This window comes from Micromonospora sp. DT53 (assembly GCF_049841535.1).
Taxonomy (GTDB): Bacteria; Actinomycetota; Actinomycetes; order Mycobacteriales; family Micromonosporaceae; genus Micromonospora.
Genome location: NZ_JBNCKM010000001.1, coordinates 481,787 through 506,732 on the forward strand (window position 1 = coordinate 481,787; position 24,946 = coordinate 506,732).

The 24,946-nt window shown below is 72.1% G+C and carries 18 protein-coding genes and 1 pseudogene; 14 read left to right on the top strand and 5 right to left on the bottom strand.

The features are described from left to right. Positions 1 to 7: 7 nt before the first annotated feature. A complete protein-coding gene (locus tag ACLQ3B_RS02395; RefSeq protein ID WP_425776919.1) occupies positions 8 to 1,306 on the bottom strand; it encodes a DUF58 domain-containing protein in 1,299 nt (432 codons plus the stop codon). Between the two features lies 1 nt (position 1,307). Then, complete coding sequence (locus tag ACLQ3B_RS02400; protein ID WP_091407670.1) at positions 1,308 to 2,363, bottom strand: AAA family ATPase; 1,056 nt, start codon at positions 2,361 to 2,363, stop codon at positions 1,308 to 1,310. Positions 2,364 to 2,765: 402 nt separating this feature from the next. Between ACLQ3B_RS02400 and leuS the strand changes: the two genes are divergently transcribed. Further along, positions 2,766 to 5,606 (top strand): leucine--tRNA ligase, encoded by a 2,841-nt coding sequence (gene leuS / locus ACLQ3B_RS02405; protein ID WP_425776921.1) that lies wholly within the window; start codon positions 2,766 to 2,768, stop codon positions 5,604 to 5,606. A gap of 339 nt (positions 5,607 to 5,945) precedes the next feature. Here leuS and ACLQ3B_RS02410 read toward each other — a convergent pair whose 3' ends face one another. From ACLQ3B_RS02410 to ACLQ3B_RS02420, 3 genes are read right to left on the bottom strand one after another with little or no spacing between them, the layout of a single operon-like run. Further along, a complete protein-coding gene (locus ACLQ3B_RS02410) occupies positions 5,946 to 6,629 on the bottom strand; it encodes a TVP38/TMEM64 family protein (RefSeq protein WP_425776923.1) in 684 nt (227 codons plus the stop codon). Further along, on the bottom strand, positions 6,626 to 7,345 hold the full coding sequence (locus tag ACLQ3B_RS02415; RefSeq protein WP_196925380.1) for a type 1 glutamine amidotransferase: 720 nt from the start codon (positions 7,343 to 7,345) through the stop codon (positions 6,626 to 6,628). The genes ACLQ3B_RS02410 and ACLQ3B_RS02415 overlap by 4 nt, the downstream gene beginning before the upstream one ends. Further along, positions 7,335 to 8,582, bottom strand: coding sequence for a MurT ligase domain-containing protein (locus tag ACLQ3B_RS02420; RefSeq protein ID WP_425778009.1), 1,248 nt, complete (start codon positions 8,580 to 8,582; stop codon positions 7,335 to 7,337). Before ACLQ3B_RS02420 ends, ACLQ3B_RS02415 begins: the two co-directional genes overlap by 11 nt. 355 nt (positions 8,583 to 8,937) lie before the next feature. Between ACLQ3B_RS02420 and mraZ the strand changes: the two genes are divergently transcribed. The 13 genes and pseudogenes from mraZ to ACLQ3B_RS02485 all read left to right on the top strand — a co-directional run bounded on the left by mraZ (position 8,938) and on the right by ACLQ3B_RS02485 (position 24,885). Beyond that, positions 8,938 to 9,369, top strand: coding sequence for a division/cell wall cluster transcriptional repressor MraZ (mraZ, locus tag ACLQ3B_RS02425; protein WP_030488958.1), 432 nt, complete (start codon positions 8,938 to 8,940; stop codon positions 9,367 to 9,369). A gap of 206 nt (positions 9,370 to 9,575) precedes the next feature. After that, positions 9,576 to 10,687, top strand: a pseudogene (rsmH, locus tag ACLQ3B_RS02430) (16S rRNA (cytosine(1402)-N(4))-methyltransferase RsmH). After that, positions 10,677 to 11,282, top strand: a complete 606-nt coding sequence (locus ACLQ3B_RS02435; protein ID WP_425776925.1) for a hypothetical protein — start codon at positions 10,677 to 10,679, stop codon at positions 11,280 to 11,282. Before rsmH ends, ACLQ3B_RS02435 begins: the two are co-directional and overlap by 11 nt. 3 nt (positions 11,283 to 11,285) lie before the next feature. Further along, positions 11,286 to 13,493 (top strand): penicillin-binding transpeptidase domain-containing protein, encoded by a 2,208-nt coding sequence (locus ACLQ3B_RS02440; RefSeq protein ID WP_425776927.1) that lies wholly within the window; start codon positions 11,286 to 11,288, stop codon positions 13,491 to 13,493. A 52-nt stretch (positions 13,494 to 13,545) separates the two neighbouring features. Beyond that, complete coding sequence (locus ACLQ3B_RS02445; protein ID WP_425776929.1) at positions 13,546 to 15,108, top strand: UDP-N-acetylmuramoyl-L-alanyl-D-glutamate--2,6-diaminopimelate ligase; 1,563 nt, start codon at positions 13,546 to 13,548, stop codon at positions 15,106 to 15,108. Beyond that, on the top strand, positions 15,105 to 16,502 hold the full coding sequence (locus ACLQ3B_RS02450) for a UDP-N-acetylmuramoyl-tripeptide--D-alanyl-D-alanine ligase (RefSeq protein ID WP_425776931.1): 1,398 nt from the start codon (positions 15,105 to 15,107) through the stop codon (positions 16,500 to 16,502). The genes ACLQ3B_RS02445 and ACLQ3B_RS02450 overlap by 4 nt, the downstream gene beginning before the upstream one ends. Further along, positions 16,499 to 17,623 carry a phospho-N-acetylmuramoyl-pentapeptide-transferase gene (mraY, locus tag ACLQ3B_RS02455; protein ID WP_425776933.1) on the top strand — a complete coding sequence of 375 codons (1,125 nt, stop codon included), beginning with the start codon at positions 16,499 to 16,501 and terminating at the stop codon, positions 17,621 to 17,623. The genes ACLQ3B_RS02450 and mraY overlap by 4 nt, the downstream gene beginning before the upstream one ends. Positions 17,624 to 17,858: 235 nt before the next feature. Next, complete coding sequence (locus tag ACLQ3B_RS02460; RefSeq protein ID WP_425778010.1) at positions 17,859 to 19,289, top strand: FtsW/RodA/SpoVE family cell cycle protein; 1,431 nt, start codon at positions 17,859 to 17,861, stop codon at positions 19,287 to 19,289. Beyond that, positions 19,289 to 20,395 (top strand): undecaprenyldiphospho-muramoylpentapeptide beta-N-acetylglucosaminyltransferase, encoded by a 1,107-nt coding sequence (gene murG / locus ACLQ3B_RS02465; protein WP_425776934.1) that lies wholly within the window; start codon positions 19,289 to 19,291, stop codon positions 20,393 to 20,395. The genes ACLQ3B_RS02460 and murG overlap by 1 nt, the downstream gene beginning before the upstream one ends. Further along, positions 20,392 to 21,957: a UDP-N-acetylmuramate--L-alanine ligase gene (murC, locus tag ACLQ3B_RS02470; protein ID WP_425776936.1), complete on the top strand. Its 1,566-nt coding sequence runs from the start codon at positions 20,392 to 20,394 to the stop codon at positions 21,955 to 21,957. Before murG ends, murC begins: the two co-directional genes overlap by 4 nt. Next, positions 21,954 to 22,772 (top strand): cell division protein FtsQ/DivIB, encoded by an 819-nt coding sequence (locus tag ACLQ3B_RS02475; RefSeq protein ID WP_425776938.1) that lies wholly within the window; start codon positions 21,954 to 21,956, stop codon positions 22,770 to 22,772. Before murC ends, ACLQ3B_RS02475 begins: the two co-directional genes overlap by 4 nt. A 244-nt stretch (positions 22,773 to 23,016) precedes the next feature. Continuing rightward, positions 23,017 to 24,132: a cell division protein FtsZ gene (gene ftsZ, locus ACLQ3B_RS02480; RefSeq protein ID WP_425776940.1), complete on the top strand. Its 1,116-nt coding sequence runs from the start codon at positions 23,017 to 23,019 to the stop codon at positions 24,130 to 24,132. Positions 24,133 to 24,141: 9 nt separating this feature from the next. Then, a complete protein-coding gene (locus ACLQ3B_RS02485; protein WP_425776942.1) occupies positions 24,142 to 24,885 on the top strand; it encodes a YggS family pyridoxal phosphate-dependent enzyme in 744 nt (247 codons plus the stop codon). Positions 24,886 to 24,946: the final 61 nt, after the last annotated feature.

Genomic DNA, 24,946 nt, shown 5'->3' on the forward strand with positions numbered 1-24,946 from the left:
CTTCCGTTCATCGCACACCACCGGCGACCGTCTCGGCCAGCGCGGCCCGCAGGGCGAACCCCTGGGCGCCCCGGGCGACCTGCGGCCACAGCGCCGGTAGCTGGCCGCCGTGGTCGACGCCGACCACCCGCCAACCGCTCTGCAGCATGGCGAGGACGGCGGCGGCGTGGGCGTGCTCCGCCTCGGCCCGGGCCTTCTCCGGCAGGCTGAGCCAGGTGGAGCTGTTCAGGAGGAAACCGACGCAGGTGGCGCCGTTGCCCCGCAACCCGGCCAGCAGCTCCGCCTCGGCCACGCTCACCGTGCCGAACAGGCCGATGATCAGACCGCCGTCGGCACGTTGGCGGACCCGCTGCACGAGGTCGGTGACCTCGGCACGCTGATCCAGTCGTACCTCCGCCAGGTGGTCGAGCAGCGCCCCGTCCCCGCCGGCCTCCGAGGCGTCCACATCCGCCCCCGACCCGGTGACCAGGCGCAACTTGTAACCGGCCTGCCGAAGGTGGACGGCGATGCTCGCGGCGGCCGAGACCGACCACTCGAAACTGGCCGTCGGCCCCTCGCCGCGGTGTCCGTACGCCCGGGTGTCCAGGACGACTGTGGCCCGGCTCTCCCACGGTTGCTCCTCGCGGCGCACCATCAGTTCGCCGGTGCGGGCCGTGGACTTCCAGTGCACCCGGCGCAGGTCGTCGCCGCGCCGGTACTCCCGGGTCGCCGCGTCGTCCTCGCCGTGCACCGCCACCGAGCGGGCCCGACTGTCGCCGCTGCCCGCGTACTCCCCGGGAAGCCGGACCGACGGTAGCGGGGTGACCTGCGGGATGACCGTCAGGTGGTCGGTGCTGGGGAAGGACCGGGTGAGTTCGCAGAGACCGAACGGGTCGGTCATCCGCACGACCAGCGGGCCCACGTCGTAGCGGCCCCGCACGTCGGCCCGCACGGTGTACGCCACGGAGCTGGCCTGGTGGGCGCCGAGGCGCTCCAACACCACCCGGGGCCGGCTGCCCAGCGCGTAGGGCAGCCGGTCCTCCAGGAGCAGGGTGCCGGTCGGCAGCCGGGAGAGGTTCTGTAGGCGCAGCACCACCCGGGAGTTGGCCCCGACCGGAACCCGGTGCGGGTCCAGGGAACGGTTGCAGGCCAGCTTGTAGCGGCTGCGCCCGACGTAGGCGGCGGCCAGCAACGGCAGGATGGCCAACAGGACAGCCACCCGGAGCAGGTCCTTCTCGCCGAGGATGCCGGCCGAGATCGCCGCCGCGGCCGCGGCGGCGAGGAAGGACCGCCCGCGGGTGGTCAGCCCGCGTAGCCCGGCACGCACGTCATGGCCTCCGCGGCTCGTAGGGTGCGCGACCGTTGCCGGTGGCGGGGGGCCGGGTGTCGTACGGGTTGCGCTGCCGGTCGTGTGGCAGCGGCAGGCGGTGCACCAGCTCGGAGACGATCGCGTCGGTGGTGCGTCGGGCGAGCTGCGCGTCGGCGGTCGGGATGATCCGGTGGGCGAGCACCGGCACCGCCAGGGCCTGCAGGTCGTCCGGGAGGACGTAGTCGCGGCCCTCCAGGGCGGCGACCGCCCGGGCGGTGCGCAGCAGTTGCAGGGTCGCCCGGGGGGACGCGCCGAGCCGCAGGTCGGGGGCCTCGCGGGTGGCGGTGACCAGGTCGATCGCGTACTGCTTGACCGCGTCCGCGACGTGCACCTGCCGGACGGTGGCGATCAGCTGCCGGACGATGGCCGCGTCGGAGACCGCGCGCAGCTCGTGCAGCGGGTCGGTGGCGCCGTGCCCGTCGAGCATGGCCAACTCGGCGTTGGAGTCCGGGTAACCCATCGCGATGCGGGCGGTGAACCGGTCGCGCTGCGCCTCCGGCAGGGGGTAGGTCCCCTCCATCTCGATCGGGTTCTGGGTGGCGATCACCATGAACGGGGTCTGGAGCTGGTACGTCACCCCGTCGACGGTGACCTGCCGCTCCTCCATGCACTCCAGCAACGCCGACTGGGTCTTCGGCGAGGCCCGGTTGATCTCGTCGCCGACCACCAGGTTGGCGAACACGGCACCCGGACGGAACTCGAAGTCGTGCGTCTCCTGGTTGTAGACGCTGACGCCGGTGACGTCGCTGGGCAGCAGGTCGGGGGTGAACTGGATGCGCCGCACGGTGCAGTCGATGGACCGCGCGAGGGCCTTGGCCAGCTTGGTCTTGCCGACACCCGGGACGTCTTCGATCAGGAGGTGACCCTCGGCGAGCAGGACGGCCAGGGCGAGCCGCACGGTGGCGGTCTTACCCTCGATGACCTGCTCGATGTTGGCCACGATGGCCTCGCTGGCGGCGCGGAACTCGTCGTGCGGCAACAGGCCGCCCACCTCGTCCCAGGTCTGTTGTGTCACGGGCCTCCTCCTCGTCGCCGTCACGGCAGCTCTCTAGAGAGCACCTGGACCCGCCGTTGGGTTCGCGACGTCGAGCCTCGTTTGCCGCAGGAATCTCACTGGTCTCTCAGGCTAACCATGTTTGTCGTTATCGCCGACCCCCGCAGGTAGTCCGTCGGTTACGCACCGATATTCGCCATCTCGGGGGACCGGGTGCAGCCCGCCCAGGGGCCGGCAGGGCGCACCGTGGGCAAGGTACACTGCGGGGCATGGCCGGAGTCTTCCTGCTTCTTACCGGGCCGTGCTGATGCGCTGAACGCAGCGACAGCACGGCGGCCCCTCCTGCGCGAGGGGCTTTTTTGTGCCCGCCGCCGGCCCGGCCCGGTGGTGCCGAGACGAAGCGAAGCGAAGCGAGGAGAGACGATGAGTGAGGCAGCCGCACCGGCGGGCGACATTCCCCCGTTCCGGTACACCGCGGCCCTGGCCGACGAGATCGAGATTCGTTGGCAGGACACCTGGGCGCGCGAGGGCACCTTCCACGCACCGAACCCGACCGGCCCGTTGGCCGACCCGACCCACCCGCGCGCCGGCGCGGAGAAGCTGTACGTGCTGGACATGTTCCCGTACCCCTCCGGGGCGGGCCTGCACGTCGGCCACCCGCTGGGTTACATCGGCACCGACTGCTACGCCCGCTACCAGCGGATGGCCGGCCGCAACGTGCTGCACGCGATGGGCTTCGACGCGTTCGGCCTGCCCGCCGAGCAGTACGCGGTGCAGACCGGCACCCACCCCCGGACCACGACTGTCGCGAACATCGAGCGGTACAAGACGCAGCTGCGGCGCCTGGGCCTGGCCCACGACGAGCGCCGCTCGGTGGCCACCATCGACACCGACTTCTACCGCTGGACGCAGTGGATCTTCCTGCAGATCTTCAACTCCTGGTACGACCGCGACGCCGGCCGGGCCCGGCCGATCGCCGAGCTGATCGCCGAGTTCGAGGGTGGTAACCGGTCCACCCCGGACGGCCGCGCCTGGGCCGAGCTGAGCGTCGCCGAGCGCCGCCAGGTCGTCGACGACCACCGACTGGCGTACGTCTCGGAGGCCCCGGTCAACTGGTGCCCGGGGCTGGGCACCGTCCTGGCCAACGAGGAGGTCACCGCCGACGGCCGCTCCGACCGGGGCAACTTCCCGGTCTTCAAGCGCAACCTGAAGCAGTGGAAGATGCGGATCACCGCTTACGGTGACCGGCTGCTGGACGACCTGGACAGCCTGGACTGGCCCGAGCCGATCAAGCTGATGCAGCGCAACTGGATCGGCCGCTCCACCGGCGCCCACGTCGACTTCCCGACCAACGCGGCGCCGGTGCGGGTGTTCACGACCCGCCCGGACACCGTCTTCGGCGCCACCTACATGGTGCTGGCGCCGGAGCACGAGCTGGTCGACACGCTGGCGCCGGCCACCTGGCCGGACGGCACGAGGGACGCCTGGACCGGCGGGCACGCCAGCCCTCGGGAGGCCGTCGAGGCGTACCGCAAGGCGGCAGGGGCCAAGACCGACGTCGAGCGGCAGTCCGACACCAAGGAGAAGACAGGCGTCTTCATCGGCGCGTACGCCACCAACCCGGTCACCGGTGGGCAGATCCCGATCTTCATCGCGGACTACGTGCTGGCCGGCTACGGCACCGGGGCGATCATGGCGGTGCCGGCGCAGGACGAGCGGGACTGGGCGTTCGCCGAGGTCTTCGAGCTGCCCATCGTGCGTACCGTGCAGCCGGCGGAGGGCTTCGACGGCAAGGCGTACACCGGGGACGGTCCGGCGATCAACAGCGCCGCGCCCGAGCGCGGCCTGGACCTGAACGGTTTGGGGGTCGCCGACGCCAAGGCGGCGATCATCGCCTGGCTGGAGGCGAACGGGCACGGCACGGGCGCGGTGACCTACCGGCTGCGCGACTGGCTGTTCTCCCGGCAGCGCTACTGGGGTGAGCCGTTCCCGATCGTCTACGACGAGACCGGCGCGGCCATCGCCCTGCCGGAGGAGATGCTGCCGGTCGAGCTGCCGGAGGTCGACGACTTCTCCCCGAAGACGTTCGAGCCCGACGACGCCAACAGCAACCCGGAGACCCCGCTGTCGCGGCGGCGTGACTGGGTCGAGGTCGAACTGGACCTGGGTGACGGGCCGAAGCGCTACACCCGGGAAACCAACGTGATGCCGCAGTGGGCCGGCTCCTGCTGGTACGAGCTGCGCTACCTGGACCCGACCAACAGCGAGCGGTTCGTCGGCGCGGAGAACGAGCGGTACTGGATGGGCCCGCGCGCCGACGGTGACTGCGGGGGCACCGACCTGTACGTCGGCGGCGCCGAGCACGCCGTGCTGCACCTGCTGTACGCGCGGTTCTGGCACAAGGTGCTGTTCGACCTGGGGCACGTGTCGTCGTTCGAGCCGTTCCGCAAGCTGTTCAACCAGGGCATGATCCAGGCGTACGCGTACACCGACTCGCGCGGCAGCTACGTGCAGGCCGAGGAGGTCTTCGAGCGCGACGGCGCCTACTACCTGGGCGATCTGGCGGTCAACCGCGAGTACGGCAAGATGGGCAAGTCGCTGAAGAACGTGGTGACCCCCGACGACATGTGCGCCGCCTACGGCGCGGACACCTTCCGGGTGTACGAGATGTCGATGGGCCCGCTGGAGGTGTCCCGCCCCTGGGAGACCCGGGCGGTGGTCGGCTCGTACCGGTTCCTGCAGCGGGTGTGGCGGGCTGTCGTCGACGAGCAGACCGGCGATCTGCGGATCACCGAGGACCCGGCCGACGAGGCGACCCGCCGGCTGCTGCACAAGGTGATCGACGGGGTCCGTGGCGACATGGACGGCATCCGGTTCAACACCGCGATCGCCAAGCTGATCGAGCTGACCAACGGCCTGACCCGTCTGTCGGCCACGCCCCGCGAGGTGGCCGAGCCGCTGGTGCTGATGGTGGCGCCGTTCGCCCCGCACCTGGCCGAGGAGCTGTGGCGCAAGCTGGGCCACGACACCTCGCTGACGTACGCGGACTTCCCGACCGCCGACCCGGCGCTGTTGGTGGCCGACACGGTGACCTACCCGGTGCAGGTCAACGGCAAGGTCCGTGGCCGCATCGAGGTCCCTGCCGACGCCTCCGAGGAGGCCGTCCGAGCGGCGGCCCTGGACGCGGTGGCCGCCACCCTGAATGGCAAGGAACCTCGCAAGGTCATCGTGGTCAAGGGCCGGATGGTCTCGGTAGTCGCCTGACCTCCCTGGCGATCAGGGCAGCGGGCGGTCCGGCGCGAGCGATAGCACCGTGACGTCCACGGAGGCGGGCACTGCGTTGAGCGTGATGACTCAGAGGCATATTGATGACTCTGAGTCATCACGCTCTCCGGCGCATCCCCGCCGGTCACCGCACAACCGGCTCGACCAGCCGCCGGACGGTTGCGCTCCGGTGGTCACGAGTAGGCCGGCAGTGGCGGCAGGGTCGAGGGCCTGGTGCCCGGTGACAACGAGGTAGCGGCGGCCGTGGCCGGCGAAGGGGTCACCCGGAACACGCGGACCGGTGCCGCCCAGTCCGGTTGCCAGACGGTAAGGGTGCGATTAGACGGGCATGGTGCGGCGGCGGCGTTCGGCTCGCCACCACTTGTGGACGAGGACCAGGCTGGCGATCAGGCCCAGGCTGGCCGGGGCGGCGGCGTACCAGTTGACGTGGCCGGGGGAGCTGACCGCCGCGCCGATCGCCGCGTAGCCGAAGGCGGTCGGCGCGGACGCGAGCACGCTGCCGGCCAGGAACGGCAGCACCCGTGCGGCGGTCGTGCCGTAGCCGTAGCTGACCAACCCGAAGCCGGCGATCGGCAGCAGCCGGACGGTGACCACACCGAGCACGCTCTGCCGGGCGAACCAGCCGTCGAGGCGGGCCAGACGACCGCGGACCCGTTCGGCCACGAACTCCCGGCCGAGCAACCGGCCGACCGTGAACCCGATCGCCGCGGCCACCAGTGCGGCGCCCAGGGCGTACGCGGCGCCCTCCAGGGGGCCGAAGATCGCACCCGCGGCGAGCGTGATGAAGGTCCGGGGCACCAGCGCGACAAGCAGCAGGGCGCCCCCGAGGATCGCCGCCACCGGGGCGAGGTCACCCAGCCGGTCGGCGACCAGCGGCAGCTGCGCCGGATCCGGTCGGGGCACCAGGAGCAGCAGTAACCCGCACCCGCCGATCAACAGCACGAGCAGGGCGAACCGCGCGGCCGACGGCTGCCGGAGCAGCCGCCGGACGGCACGGATCATGCCCGGGCGGCGGCCACCGCGGAGCGGCGCTCGTTGCGGAGCCGGTCCGACCAGGTGTCGTCCAACGGCGGGAGCTGGTGTGCCCCGGTGGCCCAGCGCAGCAGCAGGTCGGCCAGGGCCGGGTTGCGAGCCAGCGCCGGCCCGTGCGAGTAGGTGCCCAACAGCTTGCCGCGCCACGCGCCCTCGGTGGCGCCGTCGTTACCCACCCCGGCGGTGACCCGGGCCAGCGGGGAGACCTCCGGACCGAGGTGGGTGCGGCCGCCGTGGTTCTCGAAGCCGGTCAGCGGGGGCAGGCCCAGCCGGGGGTCGATCTCACCGGCCAGCTCGCCCACCGCCCGGCTCTCGCCCCGGTCGGACTGCAGGTCGAGCAGCTCCAGACCGCGGCACTGCACGCCCTTGGCGAAGAACGAGGTGCCGAGCAGTTGGTAGCCGGCGCAGACGCCGAACACGACCGAGCCCTGGGCGACCGCGCGGTGCAGGCCGCCGTCGGCGAGCAGCCGCTGGGCGCCGAGCGCCTGCGGGCCGTCCTCGCCGCCGCCGACCAGGTAGATGTCGGCGGTCGCGGGCAGCCGCTGGTCGGAGCGGACCTCCAGCACCTCGACCGGCATCCCGCGTTGACGGGCCCGGCGGGCGAGGATCAGGGCGTTGCCCCGGTCTCCGTAGGTGGAGAGCAGGTCGGGGTAGATCCAGACGATGCGCAGACTCTCAGATGACACGGTCCAACTCCGCTCGGATGTCCTGGAACGCGGTGTAGTTCGCGATGACCTCCAGCCGCCCGGGTGGGACCGACCGGAGCGCGTCGTCGAACGTGCGGACGTGCCGGAACGGGACGTCGTTGACGTCCAGCCGGACCGCAAGGTCGTACGCCCGGTCGCCGGTGATCAACACCTGCCGGCCGCGGAGCGGGGCGAAGTCGACGTCGTACAGCCAGGAGGTGTCCAGACCGTCGGGGTCGCGCGCGTTGATGGAGAGCAGCGTCGGCGCGTCGTCGGCCATGTCGAACGCCTCCAGCCAACTGGCCGGGTTCTTGGCCAGCAGGAGCCGGATGTTGCGCCCGTCCTTGTCGACCTGCGCGTAGCGGCCGGCCACCGAGGTGACGATGCCGAGGCGGGACACCGCGTCGACCGGGCGGACGCCGAACTCGGCGGCCACCGCCAGCGCGGTCGCCGCGTTGCCGAGGTTGACCTTGCCGGGCAGCTGGAGGGAGACCTTGTGCCAGGCGCCGGTGGGGTCGAGCACGCCCTCGTCCTCGACGACCCAGTGCGGCTCCGGTCGGCGTAGTGGGCAGCCGGTGCACCACCACTGCTCGCCGGAGCGCTGGATCGTGGAGCCGCACTCCGGGCAGACCCAGGAGTCGTCGTGCCAGCGCTGGCCGGCACTGAACCACGTCACGTGCGGCGGGTTGATGCCCCGGGCGGGGTCGCCCGGTGGGGTGGCGGCCCACACCACCAGCGGGTCGTCGGCGTTGGCCACCACCCGTACGTCGGTGTGCCGGACCAGCGCCGCGCGCCAGAGCTGCGCCATCATGGCGACCTCCTTGGCGCGGTCGAGCTGGTCGCGGGAGAGGTTCAGCAGCGCGACCACGTGTGGCTCGGTCGCCTCCAGCACCTGCGCGAGGTAGTGCTCGTCGACCTCCAGCACCGCGTACGGGGTGCTGCCGGCCTTGGCCAGGGCCGAGGTGTGCCCGCTGGGCATGTTGGCGCCGAACGAGTTGGTCGCGACCCGGCCGAGAACGCCGACCGCGGCGGAGGTCAACCGGGTGGTGGTGGTCTTGCCGTTGGTGCCGGAGACGAGCGCGATCGCGCGCCCGGCCGACAGGTGGGCCAGCAGGTCCGGGTCGATCTTCAGGCCGATCCACCCGCCGATCACCGAACCGTCGCCACGGCCGGCGGCCCGGGAGAGCGCCGCGGCGGTCCGTGACACGGAGCTGGCCACCTTGGCCCGTAGGGGCATTTTCGCGTCCGTCACGCGAGCGAGGTTACCGGACCGCCGGCCCCACCAGATCGCCGCCGACGGTGAACCGTTCGGCCGTGGTGGCTGCGCGGGCGGCCGGGTCGGTGTCACCCGGACGGAGTCGATCTATGTCGGAAAGCGGACCACGCCGAGGGGCGGCCGGAGCCCTCCACTCCGCTCCACCCCTTGTGACGTGCGGTTTTGTCTCCGGGTCAGCCGCGCCACGCGGGCCAATTTGGTTGCGGGTGGAGGGAAGTGGAGTAGAGTGGGGACCAATGGTGAGGCCGGGAGGGCTCACCGGCCCGGGGGGTCAGCGGCGCCGCGAACGCCGCTCAGGGGCGAGGGGGTTGGGCCGATGTTTCTCGGCACCCACACTCCGCGCCTGGACGAAAAGGGCCGGTTGATCCTTCCGGCCAAGTTCCGGGATGAGCTGGCGGGGGGTGTCGTGGTCACCAAAGGGCAGGAGCGCTGCCTCTACGTCTTCCCGACCCCTGAGTTCCAGCGGATCGCGGAGCAGTTGCGCGCACAGCCGATGACGCACAAGGCGGCCCGGGCCTACAGCCGGGTCTTCTTCGCCAGCGCGCACGACGAGGTTCCGGACAAGCAGGGTCGGGTGACCATTCCGGCCCACCTGCGGGCCTACGCCGCGTTGGACCGCGAGTTGGTCGTTATCGGCGCGAGCACGCGGGTGGAGATCTGGGACAAGGTCGCCTGGGAGACCTACCTCGCCGAGAGCGAAGACGACTTCGCCGACATCGAGGAGGGGGTGCTGCCCGGCGGTCTGTAGGGCGGTAACGGCGCCCGACGTACTGCGAGATCTCCAGCCGCTTTCGAGTTCCTGGCATCACTTCCCCGGTGCCAGGCGCACGATCCAGTCATTGGGCGACGGTCCGGTGTCAGGCGGGAGCGGATGGGGATCTGGCGGTACGACGGCAGCGCCGTCCGACGACAGGCGCACGAGAAGAACGGACGTTTCAACCAGTGGGGGTCAACATGGGGGAGTTGCGCGGCACGCACGTGCCGGTGCTGCTCGAGCGGTGTCTCGAGCTGCTGGCCCCCGCGCTGGGTCGAGGCGGCCGGACGGTCTACGTCGACGCGACGCTCGGTCTGGCCGGGCACGCGGAGGCGATGCTCGAGGCGCATCCGGAGACGGTCCTGATCGGGCTCGACCGGGACACCGAGGCGCTCGCCCACGCGCGGGTCCGACTGGCCCGGTTCGCCGATCGGGTGCACCTGGAGCACGCCGTCTACGACGAGTTGCCGGACGTGCTGGACCGGCTGGGCTATCCGGCCATCGACGGCATCCTGTTCGACCTGGGTGTCTCGTCGTTGCAGTTGGACGCGCCCGACCGCGGGTTCGCGTACGCCCAGGACGCGCCGCTGGACATGCGGATGGACCAGACCCGGGGGGTGACCGCCGAAGAGGTGGTCAACACGTACGCGCATCCGGACCTGGCCCGGGTGTTGCGGGTCTACGGCGAGGAGAAGTTCGCCGGTCGGATCGCCTCGGCGATCATCCGGCAGCGGGAGCGGGCCCGGATCACCTCGTCCGCGCTGCTGGCGGAGCTGGTTCGGGACTCCATCCCGGCGCCAGCCCGACGAACGGGTGGGCACCCGGCAAAGAGAACGTTTCAGGCTTTACGGATCGAGGTAAACAGAGAGCTGGCAGCGCTGGAGACAGCGTTGCCATCCGCACTCGACGCACTGACCGTGGGCGGTCGCATGGTGGTCCTGTCCTACCACTCGCTGGAGGACAGGCTCACCAAGGCGGCCCTCACGGACCGGGTCCGCAGTAAGGGCCCGATTGACCTCCCGGTCGAGCTTCCCGGGTCCGGTCCGACGTTCCGGCTGCTCAGCCGGGGCGCCGAACTGCCGGGGGAGGCGGAGGTCGCCGCGAACCCGCGGGCCGCCTCGGTGCGGCTGCGGGCCGCGGAGCGACTCGACCCGAACGCGACAGAGCAGGGGCGGACCGACCGCGAACGGTCTCGCCGACGGGTGAAGGGAATGCACCAACCGGGCACCGGTTCGGCCTGATCCGTGGGGGGTCAGGGGCACCGGGGACGGCTAGAGGGACGGATGTTGAGGGGGAGGGACATGAGCATTGACAAGCGCGACCGCCGGGACGTCACCGGCGGCGGGCAGCGCGCACCGCGGTCGGGGGGCCGGATCGCGGCGGAGCGGGCTCCGCGCCTCGGAAACGGTACGCCACGCATCGATCGAGTGAACCGGCAGGGGGAGACTCGCGCCCGGGGGGCGCGCGAGTTCCCGACCCAGGGCACCGCCGCGCTGCGGCCGGTGGAGAAGGCCGCCAGCGCCACCAGCGCTCGTCCGCCCAGGCTGCGGGTGGCGCCGCCGCCGCCGATCTCGGTGCCGCGTGCGCCGTTCGCGGCGCTGATCGTGGTGCTGGTGGTCGGTGGGGTGCTGGGCATCCTGGCGGTCAACACCAAGATCAATGAGAACGCGTTCCGGCTGGAGCGGTTGCAGCAGCAGCAGGCTCGACTGGACCTGGAGAAGCAGCAACTGGACAAGCAGATCGCCGACGCCGAGGCGCCGGGCAACCTGACCGCCCAGGCGAAGCGGCTGGGCCTGGTCGACGCGGGCGAGCCGGGCTACATCCGGCTGCCGGACGGCAAGACCATCGGTGTGCCGCGGCCGGCGGACGGCCAGCCGTCGGTGACCAGCCAGGGTGCGGGAGGCTGACCGGTGCCACCAAGGTCGGACGAGCCGCGCCGGGACCCTACGGGGACCCGGCGCGGTTCTGCACGTGATGCCGGGCCCGCCGACGGCGAGCCGCGCACCGGCGAGCCGGGCATCGGGGGCATCTCCGGCGCCCGGGCGTACACCCCGAGGGGTCGGACGGTCCGCGAGGAGCGCGGCACGCCGGCGCGCGGTCAGGGCGCCGAGCAGCGGCGTACGCCGCGCAGCACCCGGTCCGGCGATCCGTTCCGGCCGGCGTTGCAGGTGCTCGACGGTGGCCGGGCCGCCGCCCGGGCCGGCCGGCGTGACGCGCCGGCCGTCGGACGCGGTGGGGTGGTGCGCACCGTCACGCCGCGTACCCCCCGTGGCCCGGGTGGGGACGAGCCGCCGCCGCGTCGCCGGGCCACGCCGGGCGGACCGCGTCGCGCCGACCGCCCGGCGGCCCGGCGGCCGTCCCGCAAGCCGCGACGTCCGCCGAAGCTGGCCGACTCGCGGCTGCGGCTGCGGCTGGGCACCCTGCTCGCCCTGACCCTGTTCGCCACCATCGGGATCCGGCTGATCTTCCTCCAGACGGTCGACGCTCCGGCGTACGCCGGGGGCGGCACCGTCGACCGGCTCCGCACTGTCGAGCTGCCGGCGCCGCGCGGCGCGATCTACGACAGCACCGGCGCGCCGCTGGCCCGCAGCGTGGAGGCGCGGTACGTGTACGCCGACCCGACCAAGGTGGAGGACCCGCCCGGCGTTGCCAAGGCGCTCTCCCCGCTGCTCGGCATCCAGGCGTCGAAGCTTGTCGAGCTGATGAAGCCGCGCAAGCTGGAGAACGGCATCCAGTCCAGTTTTGCCTACCTGGCACGGGGGGTGGAGATCCCGACCGCCGAGCGGGTGCAGGCGCTGGAACTGCCCGGCATCGGCGTGCACCGCGACGAGCGTCGCGAGGTGCCCGGCGGTGACCTGGCGGCCAACCTGATCGGCTTTACCAGCCAGGACATGGACGGGCTGGAAGGGCTGGAGGCCCGCTACGACGACGTGCTCGCGGGTCAGGACGGCAAGCGGGTGTACGAGGCCGGCCGCCGCGACCTCGACGCGCCGATCCCGGGTGGCTACAGCCGGACCACTCCCGCCAAGCCGGGCAGTTCGCTGGCCCTCACCATCGTCCGCGACCTGCAGTTTCGGACGCAGCAGATCCTCAGCGCGGGCATGGCCCAGGTGCCGGGCGGTACCGGCGCGGCCGTGGTCATGGAGATCCCCTCCGGTGCGGTGCTGGCCCAGGCCAGCAACCCCACCTACGACGCGGCCAGACCGACGCCGAGCGACCCGGTCGCCCGGGAGGACGCCGCGACCAGCTTCGTGGTCGACCCCGGCTCGGTGCACAAGGCCATCACCTACGGCGCGGCGTTGCAGGAGGGGGTGATCACACCGGACACCACGCTGCCCATCGCCAACAGCATCAAGATGGGCGACACCTGGTTCTCCGACACGCACCCGGCCGACGGCAAGCGGATGAGCATCCCGGGGATGCTCGCCTACTCCTCGAACGTCGGCACCATCACCATCGCCGAGAAGCTCGGCCGGGACCGGTTGATCGACTACCAGAAGCGGTTCGGGCTGGGCAAGCCGACCGGCGAGGGGATGCCCGGGGAGGCCAGCGGGCGACTGCTGCCGGCCGACGAGTGGAGCGGGTCGTCGCGCGGGTCGGTGCCGATCGGGCACAGCGTCGACGCCACCCCGCTACAGATGGCCGCCGCGTACGCCGCCATCGCCAACAACGGCACGTACGTGCAGCCGCACCTGGTCAAGGAGGTGATCGGCCCGGACGGCAAGCGCACCCCCGCGCCGGCCCCGATGACCCGGTCGGTGCTCAGCCCGCAGAACGCCGCGGCCCTACGCACCATGCTGGAGGCGGTCACCACAGTCGACCATGCCACCGGCGTCACCGCCGCAGTCCCCAGCTACCGGGTCGCCGGCAAGACCGGCACCGGGTGGCGGCTGGTGAACGGCAAGAAGCAGCCCGGTGAGGTGTCCTCCTTCATCGGGATGGCTCCCGCCGAGAACCCCCGCTACGTGATCGCCGTCTTCGTCTACGCGCCCAATGGCGGGGGCGCGGCGATCGCCAATCCGGCGTTCCGCGACATGATGCAGTTCACTCTGCGTCACTACCGGGTGCCACCGTCCACCGGCGGATCCGCGCCCAAGTTCGTGGTCTATCCGCGCTGAGCAGCGATGGCGGGACATCATCGGTGAGTGCCGACGAACCACCGGGGCGGCTGTGCGGCCGGAACCGGACGACCGGGTAGGGTCTGACGCCGTGCCCGGCAATCCACGTCCACGTACCGTGACCGGAGTTCGGCTCGGTGATCTCGCCGTCCGGCTCGCCGTCGACCTTCCGGCGGAGGCCGCCGAGGTGGTCGTCGGTGGGGTCACCCATGCCAGCCAGGAGGTGCGCGCCGGCGACCTGTACGCGGCGCTGCCCGGCGCCCGTCGGCACGGCGCGGAGTTCGCCGCCGGCGCCGCCGAGGCGGGTGCCGTGGCCCTGCTGACCGACCCGGCGGGTGCGGAACTGGCGGCGGCGAGCGGCCTGCCCGCCCTGGTGGTGCCCGACCCGCGCGCCGTGCTCGGCGAGCTGGCCTCGGCCGTCTACGGCGACCCGACCGCCGACCTCACCGTGATCGGGGTGACCGGCACCGCCGGCAAGACGTCCACCGCGTACCTGATCGAGTCGGGGTTGCGGGCGGCTGGGCACACCACCGGGTTGGTCGGGACTGTGGAGACCCGGCTCGGTGATCTGGTGATCGACAGTGTGCGCACCACCCCCGAGGCGACCGACCTGCACGCCATGCTGGCCACCGCCCGCGAGCGTGGGGTCACCGCAGTGGTCATGGAGGTCTCCAGCCACGCGCTGGCCATGGGCCGGGTGGGCGGGGTGCGGTTCGCCGTCGGGGGTTACACCAACTTCGGCTCCGACCACCTGGACTTCCACACCGACAGCGACGACTACTTCGCCGCGAAGGCCCAGCTCTTCGACGGGCGCTGCGCGGTCGAGGTGCTCAACCACGACGACCCGGCGTTGAAGCCGCTGCTCAAGCCGACCACCGTCACCTACTCGGCGGCCGGCGACCAGGGCGCGACCTGGTGGGCCGACGGTGTGGGCGGCGAGGGGTACGCGCAGCGCTTCACCGCGCACGGCCCGAACGGCGCGGCCCTGTCCGCAGGTGTCGCGTTGCCCGGCCGGCACAACGTGGCCAACGCGCTGCTGGCCATCGCCGCACTTGTCGGCGCCGGGGTGGACCCGGTGACCGCGGCGGCCGGTGTGGCCGCCTGCGGTGGCGTGCCGGGCCGGCTGGAGCTTGTCGACGTGGTCGCGCCGGTGCGCGGGGTGGTCGACTACGCGCACAAGTCGGACGCGATCGTCGCCGCCCTGGCCGCGCTGCGCGAGTTGAGCGCCGGCCGACTGATCTGTGTGATCGGCGCCGGCGGAGACCGGGACCGGGGCAAGCGGCCGGTGATGGGCGCCGCCGCGGCGGAGGGAGCCGACGTGGTGCTGGTGACCGACGACAATCCGCGTACCGAGGATCCGGGGGAGATCCGCGCCGAGGTGCTCGCCGGGGCGTACCGGGCCGGCACGGCCGCGCGGATCATCGAGGTGGCGGGCCGCCGCGCCGCGATCGACGAGGCGGTTCGGCTGGCCGAGCCGGGCGACGTGATCGCGCTGCTCGGCAAGGGGCACGAGCGCGGCCAGGAGGTGGCGGGCGAGGTGCTTCCGTTCGACGACAGCATCGAGTTGGCCGAGGCGCTGCGGGCCCGCTTCGGGGACCTGGCGGGTCAGCGGTGATCACGCTGAGCCTGGCCGAGGTGGCCGCGGCGGTCGACGGGCGGCTGGTGGCCGCCGACCCGACCGCCACCGTCACCGGTTCGGTGGAGTTCGACTCGCGTAAGGTCGGGCCCGGCTCGCTGTTCGTGGCCTTCCCGGGGGAGAAGGTCGACGGGCACGACTACGCGGCGACGGCGATCCAGGCCGGCGCGGTGGCGGTGCTCGGCAGCCGCGAGGTGCCCGGGGTGCCGATGGTGCTTGTCGACGACGCCCTGACCGCGATGGGCCGACTGGCCCGCGCCGCGGTGGACCGGCTGCCCGGGCTGACCGTGATCGGCGTGACCGGCTCGTCCGGCAAGACCACCACGAAGGATCTGATCGGTCAGCTCACCGCCCGACTCGGGGCCACGGTGGCGCCACCCGGCTCGTTCAACAACGAGCTGGGGCACCCGTACACCGCCCTGCAGGCAGATCCGGACACCCGCTACCTGGTGATGGAGAAGGGCGCGCGCGGGATCGGGCACGTGCGTTACCTGTGCGAGCTGGTGCCGCCCCGAATCTCCGTGGTGCTCAACGTCGGCACCTCGCACATCGGTGAGTTCGGCTCGCAGGAGGCCATCGCGCAGGCCAAGGGCGAACTGGTCGAGGCGCTGCCGCCGGACGGGCTGGCGGTGCTGAACGCCGACGACCCGCGGGTGGACGCGATGGCGAGCCGCACGCGGGCCCGGGTGGTCCGCTACGGCGAGGCGCCCGACGCCGACGTGCGCGCCGAGGACGTCACGCTCGACGAGCGAGGGCACCCGTCGTACACCCTGGTCACCCCGGAGGGGCGCGCGCCGGTGCGGCTCCGGCTGGCCGGCCGCCACCAGGTCGGGAACACGCTCGCCGCGGCCGCGGTCGCCCGGGAGCTGGGTATGCCGCTGGCCGAGCTGGCCGGGGCGCTCGGCGACCTGGGGCTGGTCTCGACCCGACGGATGGACGTCTTCGACAGTCCCGACGGGGTGACCGTGATCGACGACTCGTACAACGCCAACCCGGCCTCGATGGCGGTCGCGGTGCGGGCGCTGGCGAGCATGGGTCAGGGGCGGCGTACCGTCGCGGTGCTTGGTTACATGGCCGAGCTGGGCCCGTTCGAGTACGACGGCCACGCCGAGGTCGGCCGACTCGCGGCCGAGCTGGGCGTCGACCGGCTGCTCGTGGTGGGCGAGCCGGCGGCGCCGATCCACGAAGGCGCGACAGCTGTAGCGAACTGGGGAGGAGAGTCGGTGCTGCTCACCGATCAGGCGGCGGCCGTCGAGGTGCTGCGGAACGAGCTACGACCGGGTGACGTCGTCCTGGTCAAGGGTTCCCGGTACCGGACCTGGGAGGTGGCCGACGCCCTGCGCGCCGACGCCGGTGGGGAGCCGACCCGATGAGGGCGGTCATCGTCGCCATCGGGGTGGCCTTCATCGTCTCGCTCTTCTGCACCCCCATCGCGATCAAGGTGTTCACCCGGCTCAAGGCCGGTCAGCCGATCCGGTCCGACGGCCCGGCCATGCACCAGGGCAAGAAGGGCACGCCCACGATGGGTGGCGTGGTCTTCATCCTGGCCACGGTGATCGCGTACGTGGCCGGGCACCTGGCCCTGACCACCCTGCCGGACCAGCAGATCGCCCAGGTGGAGCCGACCATCACCGCGCTGGTGCTGCTGGGGCTGATGGTCTTCTCCGGCGCTGTGGGTTTCCTCGACGACTTCCTCAAGGTGCGCAAGCGCAACAGCGCCGGGCTGAACAAGCGCGGCAAGTTGCTCGGCCAGATCCTGGTCGGCGCGGTCTTCGGGGTGATCGCGCTGTGGTTCCCGAGCACGATGACAAACGGTTCGGGCCTGGCGACCAACACCGAGACGGTGGGCAGCACCACGCTGAGCTTCATCCGGGACATCGACTTCCTGGAGGTCAGCAAGGTCGGCGCGGTGATCATCTTCATCTTCGTGGTGATGGCCGCGACGAACGGCGTCAACCTCACCGACGGCCTGGACGGTCTGGCCACCGGGGCGTCGGTGATGGTGCTCGCCGCGTACGCGCTCATCGCGTTCTGGCAGTACCGGCACTGGTGCGCCGACCCGAACTACACCCAGCCGTACTGCTACGAGGTCCGCGACCCGTTGGAGATCGCGCTGATCGCCGGGGCGGCGGCCGGGGCCTGTGTGGGCTTCCTGTGGTGGAACACGTCCCCGGCGCGGATCTTCATGGGCGACACCGGGGCGCTGGGGCTGGGCGGTCTGATCGCCGGCATGGCGATGTCCACCCGTACCATCCTGCTGCTGCCGATCATCGGTGGGCTCTTCGTGATCATCACGATGTCCGTGGTGATCCAGATCATCTCCTTCAAGACCACAGGTAAACGGGTGTTCCGAATGTCCCCGCTCCAGCACCACTTCGAGTTGGCCGGCTGGAGCGAGGTCAACATCGTGGTGCGCTTCTGGATCATCGCCGGCATCGGCGTGGCCATCGCCCTGGGCCTGTTCTACAGCGAGTTCCTCGCCAACATGACCTGATCCGCGGGGCCGACACGCCCGAGGGGGCGTTCTGGGGGTGTCGGGCGTGTTTAGCGGTGATGATGTCGGGGTGGGGGAGGACATCGGCACTGAGGGCAGGGCTGGCGGGCGAGCGCGGCGGTCGCCGGGCGCGGCGGGGCGTACCGCGGAGGCGGTACCAACCGACGACGCGCGGGGGCCGGAACCGGGCGCGTCGCCGCGTGCGGAACCGGCGGCGCCCGCGCCGCTGCGCGGTATCGACGCGGCCGGCGGGCTCGCCGCGTTGCGCGGCCTGCTGGACCGGCCGCTGACCTCCTACTATCTGCTGCTGTCCTGCGCCGGCCTGCTGTTGCTGATCGGGCTGACCATGGTCTTCTCGGCGACCAGCGTGAAGGACTACGCCGAGGACGGCAACGCCTCGGCGTCGGTGACCAAGCAGGCCATCTTCGCGATGATTGGCATCGGCGCGTTCTGGGTCTGCCAGCGCCTGCCGGCCAGCACCTACCGGTCGCTGGGCCGGCCGTTGCTGTTCACCTCGATCGGGTTGCTGCTCCTGCTCAACCTGCTGCTCGCCTACGCCCGGCTGACCGACCAGGACTCGGGGCGGATCGGCCCGATCGAGGCGCGACTGAACTGGCTGTTCGTCGGCGGGATCCAGCTACAGCCCTCCGAGTTGGCCAAGTTCGCGATGGTGCTCTGGGGTGCCCACCTGGTCGCCCGCAAGGGCGCCGCGCTGGGCTGGTGGCGCGAGCTGGCCACACCCCTCTTCCCGGTGGTCGGCCTGCTCTTCGTCCTGGTCGGCTACAACGACACCGGCACGATGCTCTGTCTGCTGGCCCTGGTCGTGGGCCTGCTCTGGGCCGCCGGCGTGCGGATGCGGGTGTTCGGCGCCCTGGCCGCGGCCGGTCTGGTCGGGATCGGCCTGCTCGTCGCGGTGGCCTCGCTGGGCGCCGGCTCCGGCGAGCGCGGCGCGGACAACTACCGCTTCGCCCGGCTGGCCATGTTCTTCAACCCGCCGGACCCGGAGACCTGCAAGCTCGGCGACTGTCTCCAGTTCTACCAGGGCCGGCTGGCCATCGAGCACGGTGGCTGGTTCGGTGTCGGGCTTGGCAAGGGCAGCCTGAAGTGGGACTGGCTGCCCGAGGCGCACAACGACTTCATCTTCGCGATCATCGCCGAGGAGTTGGGCGTGATCGGGTGCGTCGTGGTGCTCAGCCTGTTCGCTGTCATCGCGTACACCGGGTTCCGGATCGCCCGGCGGGTCGACGACCCGTTCCGCCGGCTCGCCGCCACGGCCGTGACCACCTGGCTGGTCAGCCAGGCCGTGATCAACATCGGCGGGGTGGTCGGGCTGCTGCCGATCACCGGTCTGCCGCTGCCGTTCATCTCCGACGGCGGAAGTGCCCTGGTGGTGACGTTGGCCGGCATCGGCATGCTGGCGTCCTTCGCACGTGCCGAACCCGATGCGGCCAGAGCACTGCATGCCCGTCCGCCGGCCCGGTGGGTCCGACTACTCTGGGCCCCGTTGCCGCCGCTTCCCGGCCGGCGTCGCCGACCGGCGACGCCGCCCGCTGGCCGAGGGTCCGTGCCCCGGTCCCGCGAGCGGCGCCATGACGATCAGGCCGCGCCGCGCGGGGTCCGACAGGACCGCAGCCGCAAGGGTACGGCGAGCGAGAGGAGACGCTGATGGGTCCGCTGCGTTCGGTGGTGCTCGCGGGAGGTGGCACCGGGGGGCACGTCTACCCGCTGCTCGCCTTCGCCGACTGCCTGCGCCGACACGACCCGGGCGTCCGGATCACCTGCCTCGGCACACCCCGGGGCATGGAGAACGACCTGATCCCGCCGCAGGGCTACGACCTGCGGCAGATCCCGGCGTACCAGCTGCCCCGCTCGGTCAACATGAACCTGGTCCGTACCCCGGGCCGGATGTGGACCGCGGCGCGCGCCGCGGGCAAGGTGATCGACGAGGTGCGCGCCGACGTGGTCGTCGGCTTCGGTGGGTACGTCTCGGTGCCGGCCTACCTGGCCGCGTGGCGTCGTGAGCTGCCCATGGTGATCCACGAGGTGAACGTGCCGCCGGGCGTGGCCAACAAGCTGGGCATGAAGTTCACCAAGAATGTGGCCGTCGGCTTCCCGAACCAGCCGAGCCAGGCCGAGTCGCTGCGGGACGCCACAGTCGTCGGTGTGCCGCTGCGCCGCAGCATCGCGGGTCTGGACCGGTACGCGCTGCGTAACGCCGCCCGCGCCCACTTCGGGCTCCGCCCGGACCTGCCGGTGCTCTTCGTGTCCGGCGGCTCGTCCGGCGCCCGCTCGATCAACCTGGCGGTCTCCGGCGCGGCCAAGGAGTTGGCCCGCAACGGCGTGCAGGTGCTGCACGTGATGGGCGCCCGCAACGAGCCGGTGCCGATCCCCACCGACCTGCCGGTGCCGTACGTGACACTGCCGTACCTGTCCGAGATGGAGCTGGGCTACGCGGCCGCCGACCTGATGCTCGCCCGGGGCGGGGCGATGACGGTCGCCGAGGTGGCCGCGATCGGGCTGCCCACGATCTACGTGCCGTACCCGCACAGCAACCAGGAGCAGCGGCGCAACGCGCTGCCCGTGGTGGAGGCCGGCGGTGGGCTGCTCGTCGACGACGGGGAACTCACCCCGGACTGGCTGGAGCGGACCGTCATCCCCCTCATCCGGGACCCGCAGCGGCTCTACACGATGGGCGCCGCCGCCGGGTCGTACGGCCGGCGCGACGGCGACGAGGCCCTGCGCTCCTTCGTGCTGGCGGCGGTGGCCCGATGACCGCGCAGTTCACCCCGGCCGGCACGCTCACCGCCGAGGACCTGGGCGCCGTCCACCTGATCGGAGTGGGCGGGGTGGGCATGCTCGGCGTGGCCCGCCTGCTGCTCACCCGCGGCATCCGGGTCTCCGGCAGCGACCTGCGGGAGTGGCCCTCGCTGGCGGGCCTGCGGGCGCTCGGCGGCACCATCCACCTCACCCACGAGGTGACCAACCTCGACGGTGTGGACACCGTCGTCTACTCGTCGGCCATCCCACAGGACCACCTGGAGCTGGTCGAGGCGCGTCGCCGCGGCCTGCGCGTGTTGCACCGCTCGGAGGCGCTCGCCGCGGCCATGACCGGCCGTCGGGCGGTGGCGGTCGCCGGCACGCACGGCAAGACCACCACCACCTCGATGGTGACCATGGTGCTCCAGCAGGCCGGTGTGGACCCGTCGTTCGTGATCGGCGGGGAGATCTCCGAGGTCGGCTCGGGCGCCCACCACGGCACCGGCGAGCACTTCGTGGTCGAGGCGGACGAGAGCGACCGCTCGTTCCTCATCTACCGCCCGTACGTCTCGATCATCACGAACGTCGAGGCGGACCACCTGAACACCTACGGCGACTACGCGACGCTGGAGGCGGCGTTCGTGGAGTTCGGCCGCCTCACCGACCCGGACGGGTTCATCATCACCTGCGCCGACGACCCGGGCGGTCGGCGGCTGGCCGAGAGCCTGCGGTCCGAGGGCCGACGGGTGTACACCTACGGCGAGGCGGCCGACGCCGACCTGCGGTTGACCGAGATGGTCTCCTCCGCGCGTGGGGTGCGCTACCTGGCCGCGATCGACGGCCGGTCGCTCGGCGAGTTCCGGCTGCCGGTGCCGGGGCGGCACATGGGGCTGAACAGCGCCGCCGCGGTGCTGGCCGCGTACCTGCTGGAGCTGCCGCTGGAGGCGGCGGAGGCCGCGCTGGCGGTCTTCCCCGGGGTGCGACGGCGCTTCGAGCGCAAGGGTGTCGCGGACGGCGTGCTGGTCTACGACGAGTACGCCTACCACCCGACCTCGATGACGTTGGCGAACCAGACGTTGCGCGAGGTCGCCGGCGACGGCCGGCTGATCGTCGTTTTTCAGCCCTACCGGCTCTACCGCACCCGTGACAACCAGGCGGAGATCGCCGAGGCGCTTGCCATCGCCGACGAGGTGGTGCTGTTGGAGGTGTTCGGGCCGGGTGAGTTGCGTCAGCCCGGCGAGGGCTCGGCGGCGCTGATCGCTGCGGTGGATCTGCCCGCCGACCGCAAGGTCTTCGTGGAGTCGTGGGAGCAGGCCCCGGTCGAGGTGGCCCGTCGGGCCCGCTCCGGGGACGTGGTGGTCACCATGGGCGCCCCGCCGATCTCGCTGATGGGCGACGAGCTGCTGGTCGCCCTGGGTGAGCGTACGGGCGGCTCGGCGCCGACCGCGACAGTCGACCCGGTGGCCACCACCCCGGCGATCGGTGATCCGGTGCCGGGTGGGGCCACGTCCGGTGGCGACGGCGCGGCTCTCGGCGGCACCGCCGTGCCCGGCGGCTCGGCGTCCGCGGCCGGATGAGTCCCGGCCCGGCCCGAGGGCGGACCAGCGCCGCCGACGGTGGCGCCCCGCGCCGGGGCCCGGCCCGCCGGTGGCAGCTGGTCCGGGCGGGCAGCGACGCGGTACCGCCCTCGACCCGCCGATTCATGGCCCGTGCCCGGCAGCGTCGCATGCGTGCGGCGCTGCCGTGGGCAGTGGCCGCCGGGGTGCTCGCCCTGGCCGGGCTGGTCGCCTGGACGGTGCTCGGCACCGGGCTGTTCGGTGTACGCGAGGTGCGCGTGGAGGGTGCCGACCTGGTCACTCCGGTGCAGGTGCACGACGCGGTCGGCGTTCCGGACGGGGTGCCGCTGGCCCGGGTGGACCTGGCCGCCGCCGCCCGGCGGGTCGGCGCGCTGCCGGCGGTCGAGCGGGCCACGGTCTCCCGCGACTGGCCTGGCGCGCTCGTGGTGCGGGTGACCGAGCGGACGGCGGTGGCGGTGGTGCCGCAGGGCGAGGCGTTCGCCCTGATCGACAGGAGTGGGGTGGCGTTCCGGACGGTGGAGCGACGCCCCGCCGCGCTGCCGCAGGTGACGGTGGCCCGTCCGGCGGCCGACGATCCGGGCACCCGGGCCGCGCTGGAGGTGCTCGTCGCGCTGACGCCGCAACTGCGCACGGAGCTGGTGGACGTGAACGTGGAGGGGCTGGCCCGGATCAGCCTGCGGTTGCGGGGGGACCGGACGGTCGTCTGGGGCGACGCGACCCGGGGCACGGACAAGGCCCGGGTGGCCACCGCGCTGCTCGACGAGGACACCGATCGGATCGACGTGAGCGCGCCGGACGTGGTGACCTTTCGTTGACCGGTGAGCGCGCGGGACGTGACCCGACACGCTCCGCTCGGCGACACGCCGTCCGGGTCCTTGGCTCATCGGGCGGTGGCGCTTACGTTGCCCCGAAGAGCTTCAGTGGTTGACATAACTGTAAGCCTCTAGTAGAGGGTTAGGGTTCACCCCTGACCCTCGCTGGTGACAGCTGTCGTCGGCCGCTGGTCTGGCCACGCCGTACCCGGTCGGCCGAAGCCAATCTCGAAGGAAAGGACCGGAGATGACACCTCCGCACAACTACCTGGCGGTCATCAAGGTCGTCGGCATCGGGGGTGGCGGCGTCAACGCCGTCAACCGGATGATCGAGGTTGGGCTCAAGGGCGTCGAGTTCATCGCGATCAACACCGATGCCCAGGCGCTGCTGATGAGCGACGCCGACGTCAAGCTCGACGTCGGCCGGGAGCTGACCCGCGGCCTGGGGGCCGGGGCCAACCCGGACGTCGGCAAGAACGCCGCCGAGGACCACCGCGACGAGATCGAGGAAGTGCTCAAGGGCGCCGACATGGTCTTCGTGACCTGCGGCGAGGGCGGCGGCACCGGCACCGGTGGCGCGCCCGTGGTGGCCAACATCGCCCGCAAGCTCGGCGCACTGACCATCGGTGTGGTGACCCGGCCGTTCTCCTTCGAGGGCAAGCGCCGCCAGGTGCAGGCCGAGACGGGGATCGACGAGCTCCGCAACCAGTGCGACACGCTCATCGTCATCCCGAACGACCGGCTGCTGGCCCTGGGCGACCGCAACATCAGCATGATGGACGCGTTCCGCACGGCCGACCAGGTGCTGCTCTCGGGTGTGCAGGGCATCACCGACCTGATCACCACCCCGGGTCTGATCAACCTGGACTTCGCCGACGTCAAGAGCGTGATGAGCGGCGCCGGCAGCGCGTTGATGGGCATCGGCAGCGCCCGCGGCGAGAACCGCGCGGTCGAGGCGGCCGAGGCGGCCATCTCCAGCCCGCTGCTGGAGCAGAGCATGGACGGCGCGCGGGGCGTGCTGCTCTCCATCGCCGGCGGCTCCGACCTGGGTCTGTTCGAGATCAACGATGCCGCCCAGCTGGTCACCGACGCGGCCCACCCGGACGCCAACATCATCTTCGGCGCGGTCATCGACGACGCGCTCGGTGACGAGGTGCGGGTGACGGTCATCGCGGCCGGCTTCGACGGCGGCACGCCCGCGTACAAGGCGGCCGAGCCGACCCGCAAGTCCAACACCAACCAGCCGGCACCGCAGAGCACCCCGCCGCCCGCGCCGGCCACCAACCCGGCTCCGGCCCAGTCGCCGCGTCGCGTGCTCTTCGACGACGTGGACGTTCCCGACTTCCTCAAGAACGGGTCCTGAGCACCGCCGATGACCGACAGCTCAGCCACCGTACGACCGGATCGGCACGCCGAACTCGCGGCCGGTCTGGCACAGGTTCGGTCCCGGATCGATGACGCCTGCGCGCAGGCTGGCCGGGACCGCGCCGACGTCACGATGATCGCGGTGACGAAGACCTACCCGGCCAGCGACGTGGTGTCGCTGGCCGGGCTCGGGGTGACCGACATGGGGGAGAACCGCGACCAGGAGGCAGCCGGCAAGGCCGCCGAGGTGGCCGCCGCCGGGGTGCGTCCCCGCTGGCACTTCATCGGCCAGTTGCAGCGCAACAAGGCCCGCTCGGTGGTCCGGTACGCCGACGTGGTGCACTCCGTCGACAGTGTCCGGCTGGCCCGGGCGTTGGCCACCGCGACCGCCGACCGGCAGACGCCGCTCGACGCCCTGATCCAGGTGAGCATCGACGGCGACGCCGCCCGGGGCGGAGCGCTGCCCGATTCGGCGGATCCGGGCGCCGGGTTGGAGCCGGTGGCCGAGGCGGTCGCCGCCGCGCCCGGGCTACGTCTGGTCGGTCTCATGGCGGTCGCTCCGCTGGGGTGGGAGCCGGAGCGGGCGTTCGCCCGGCTCGCGGAGGTTGCCGACGCGTTTCGGGCCGTCCATCCGGGAGCGACAGCGCTCTCCGCCGGTATGAGCGGAGATTTCGAAATCGCGATCCGTTATGGCGCGACACATGTCCGCGTCGGTAGCGCGTTGCTCGGAATGCGTCCCACGCTGCGGTAGCCTGACCGCGAGACAAGCAAATTACATCAGTGTTGTTTCAGGGGCGGGCGTCTCCTAGTCG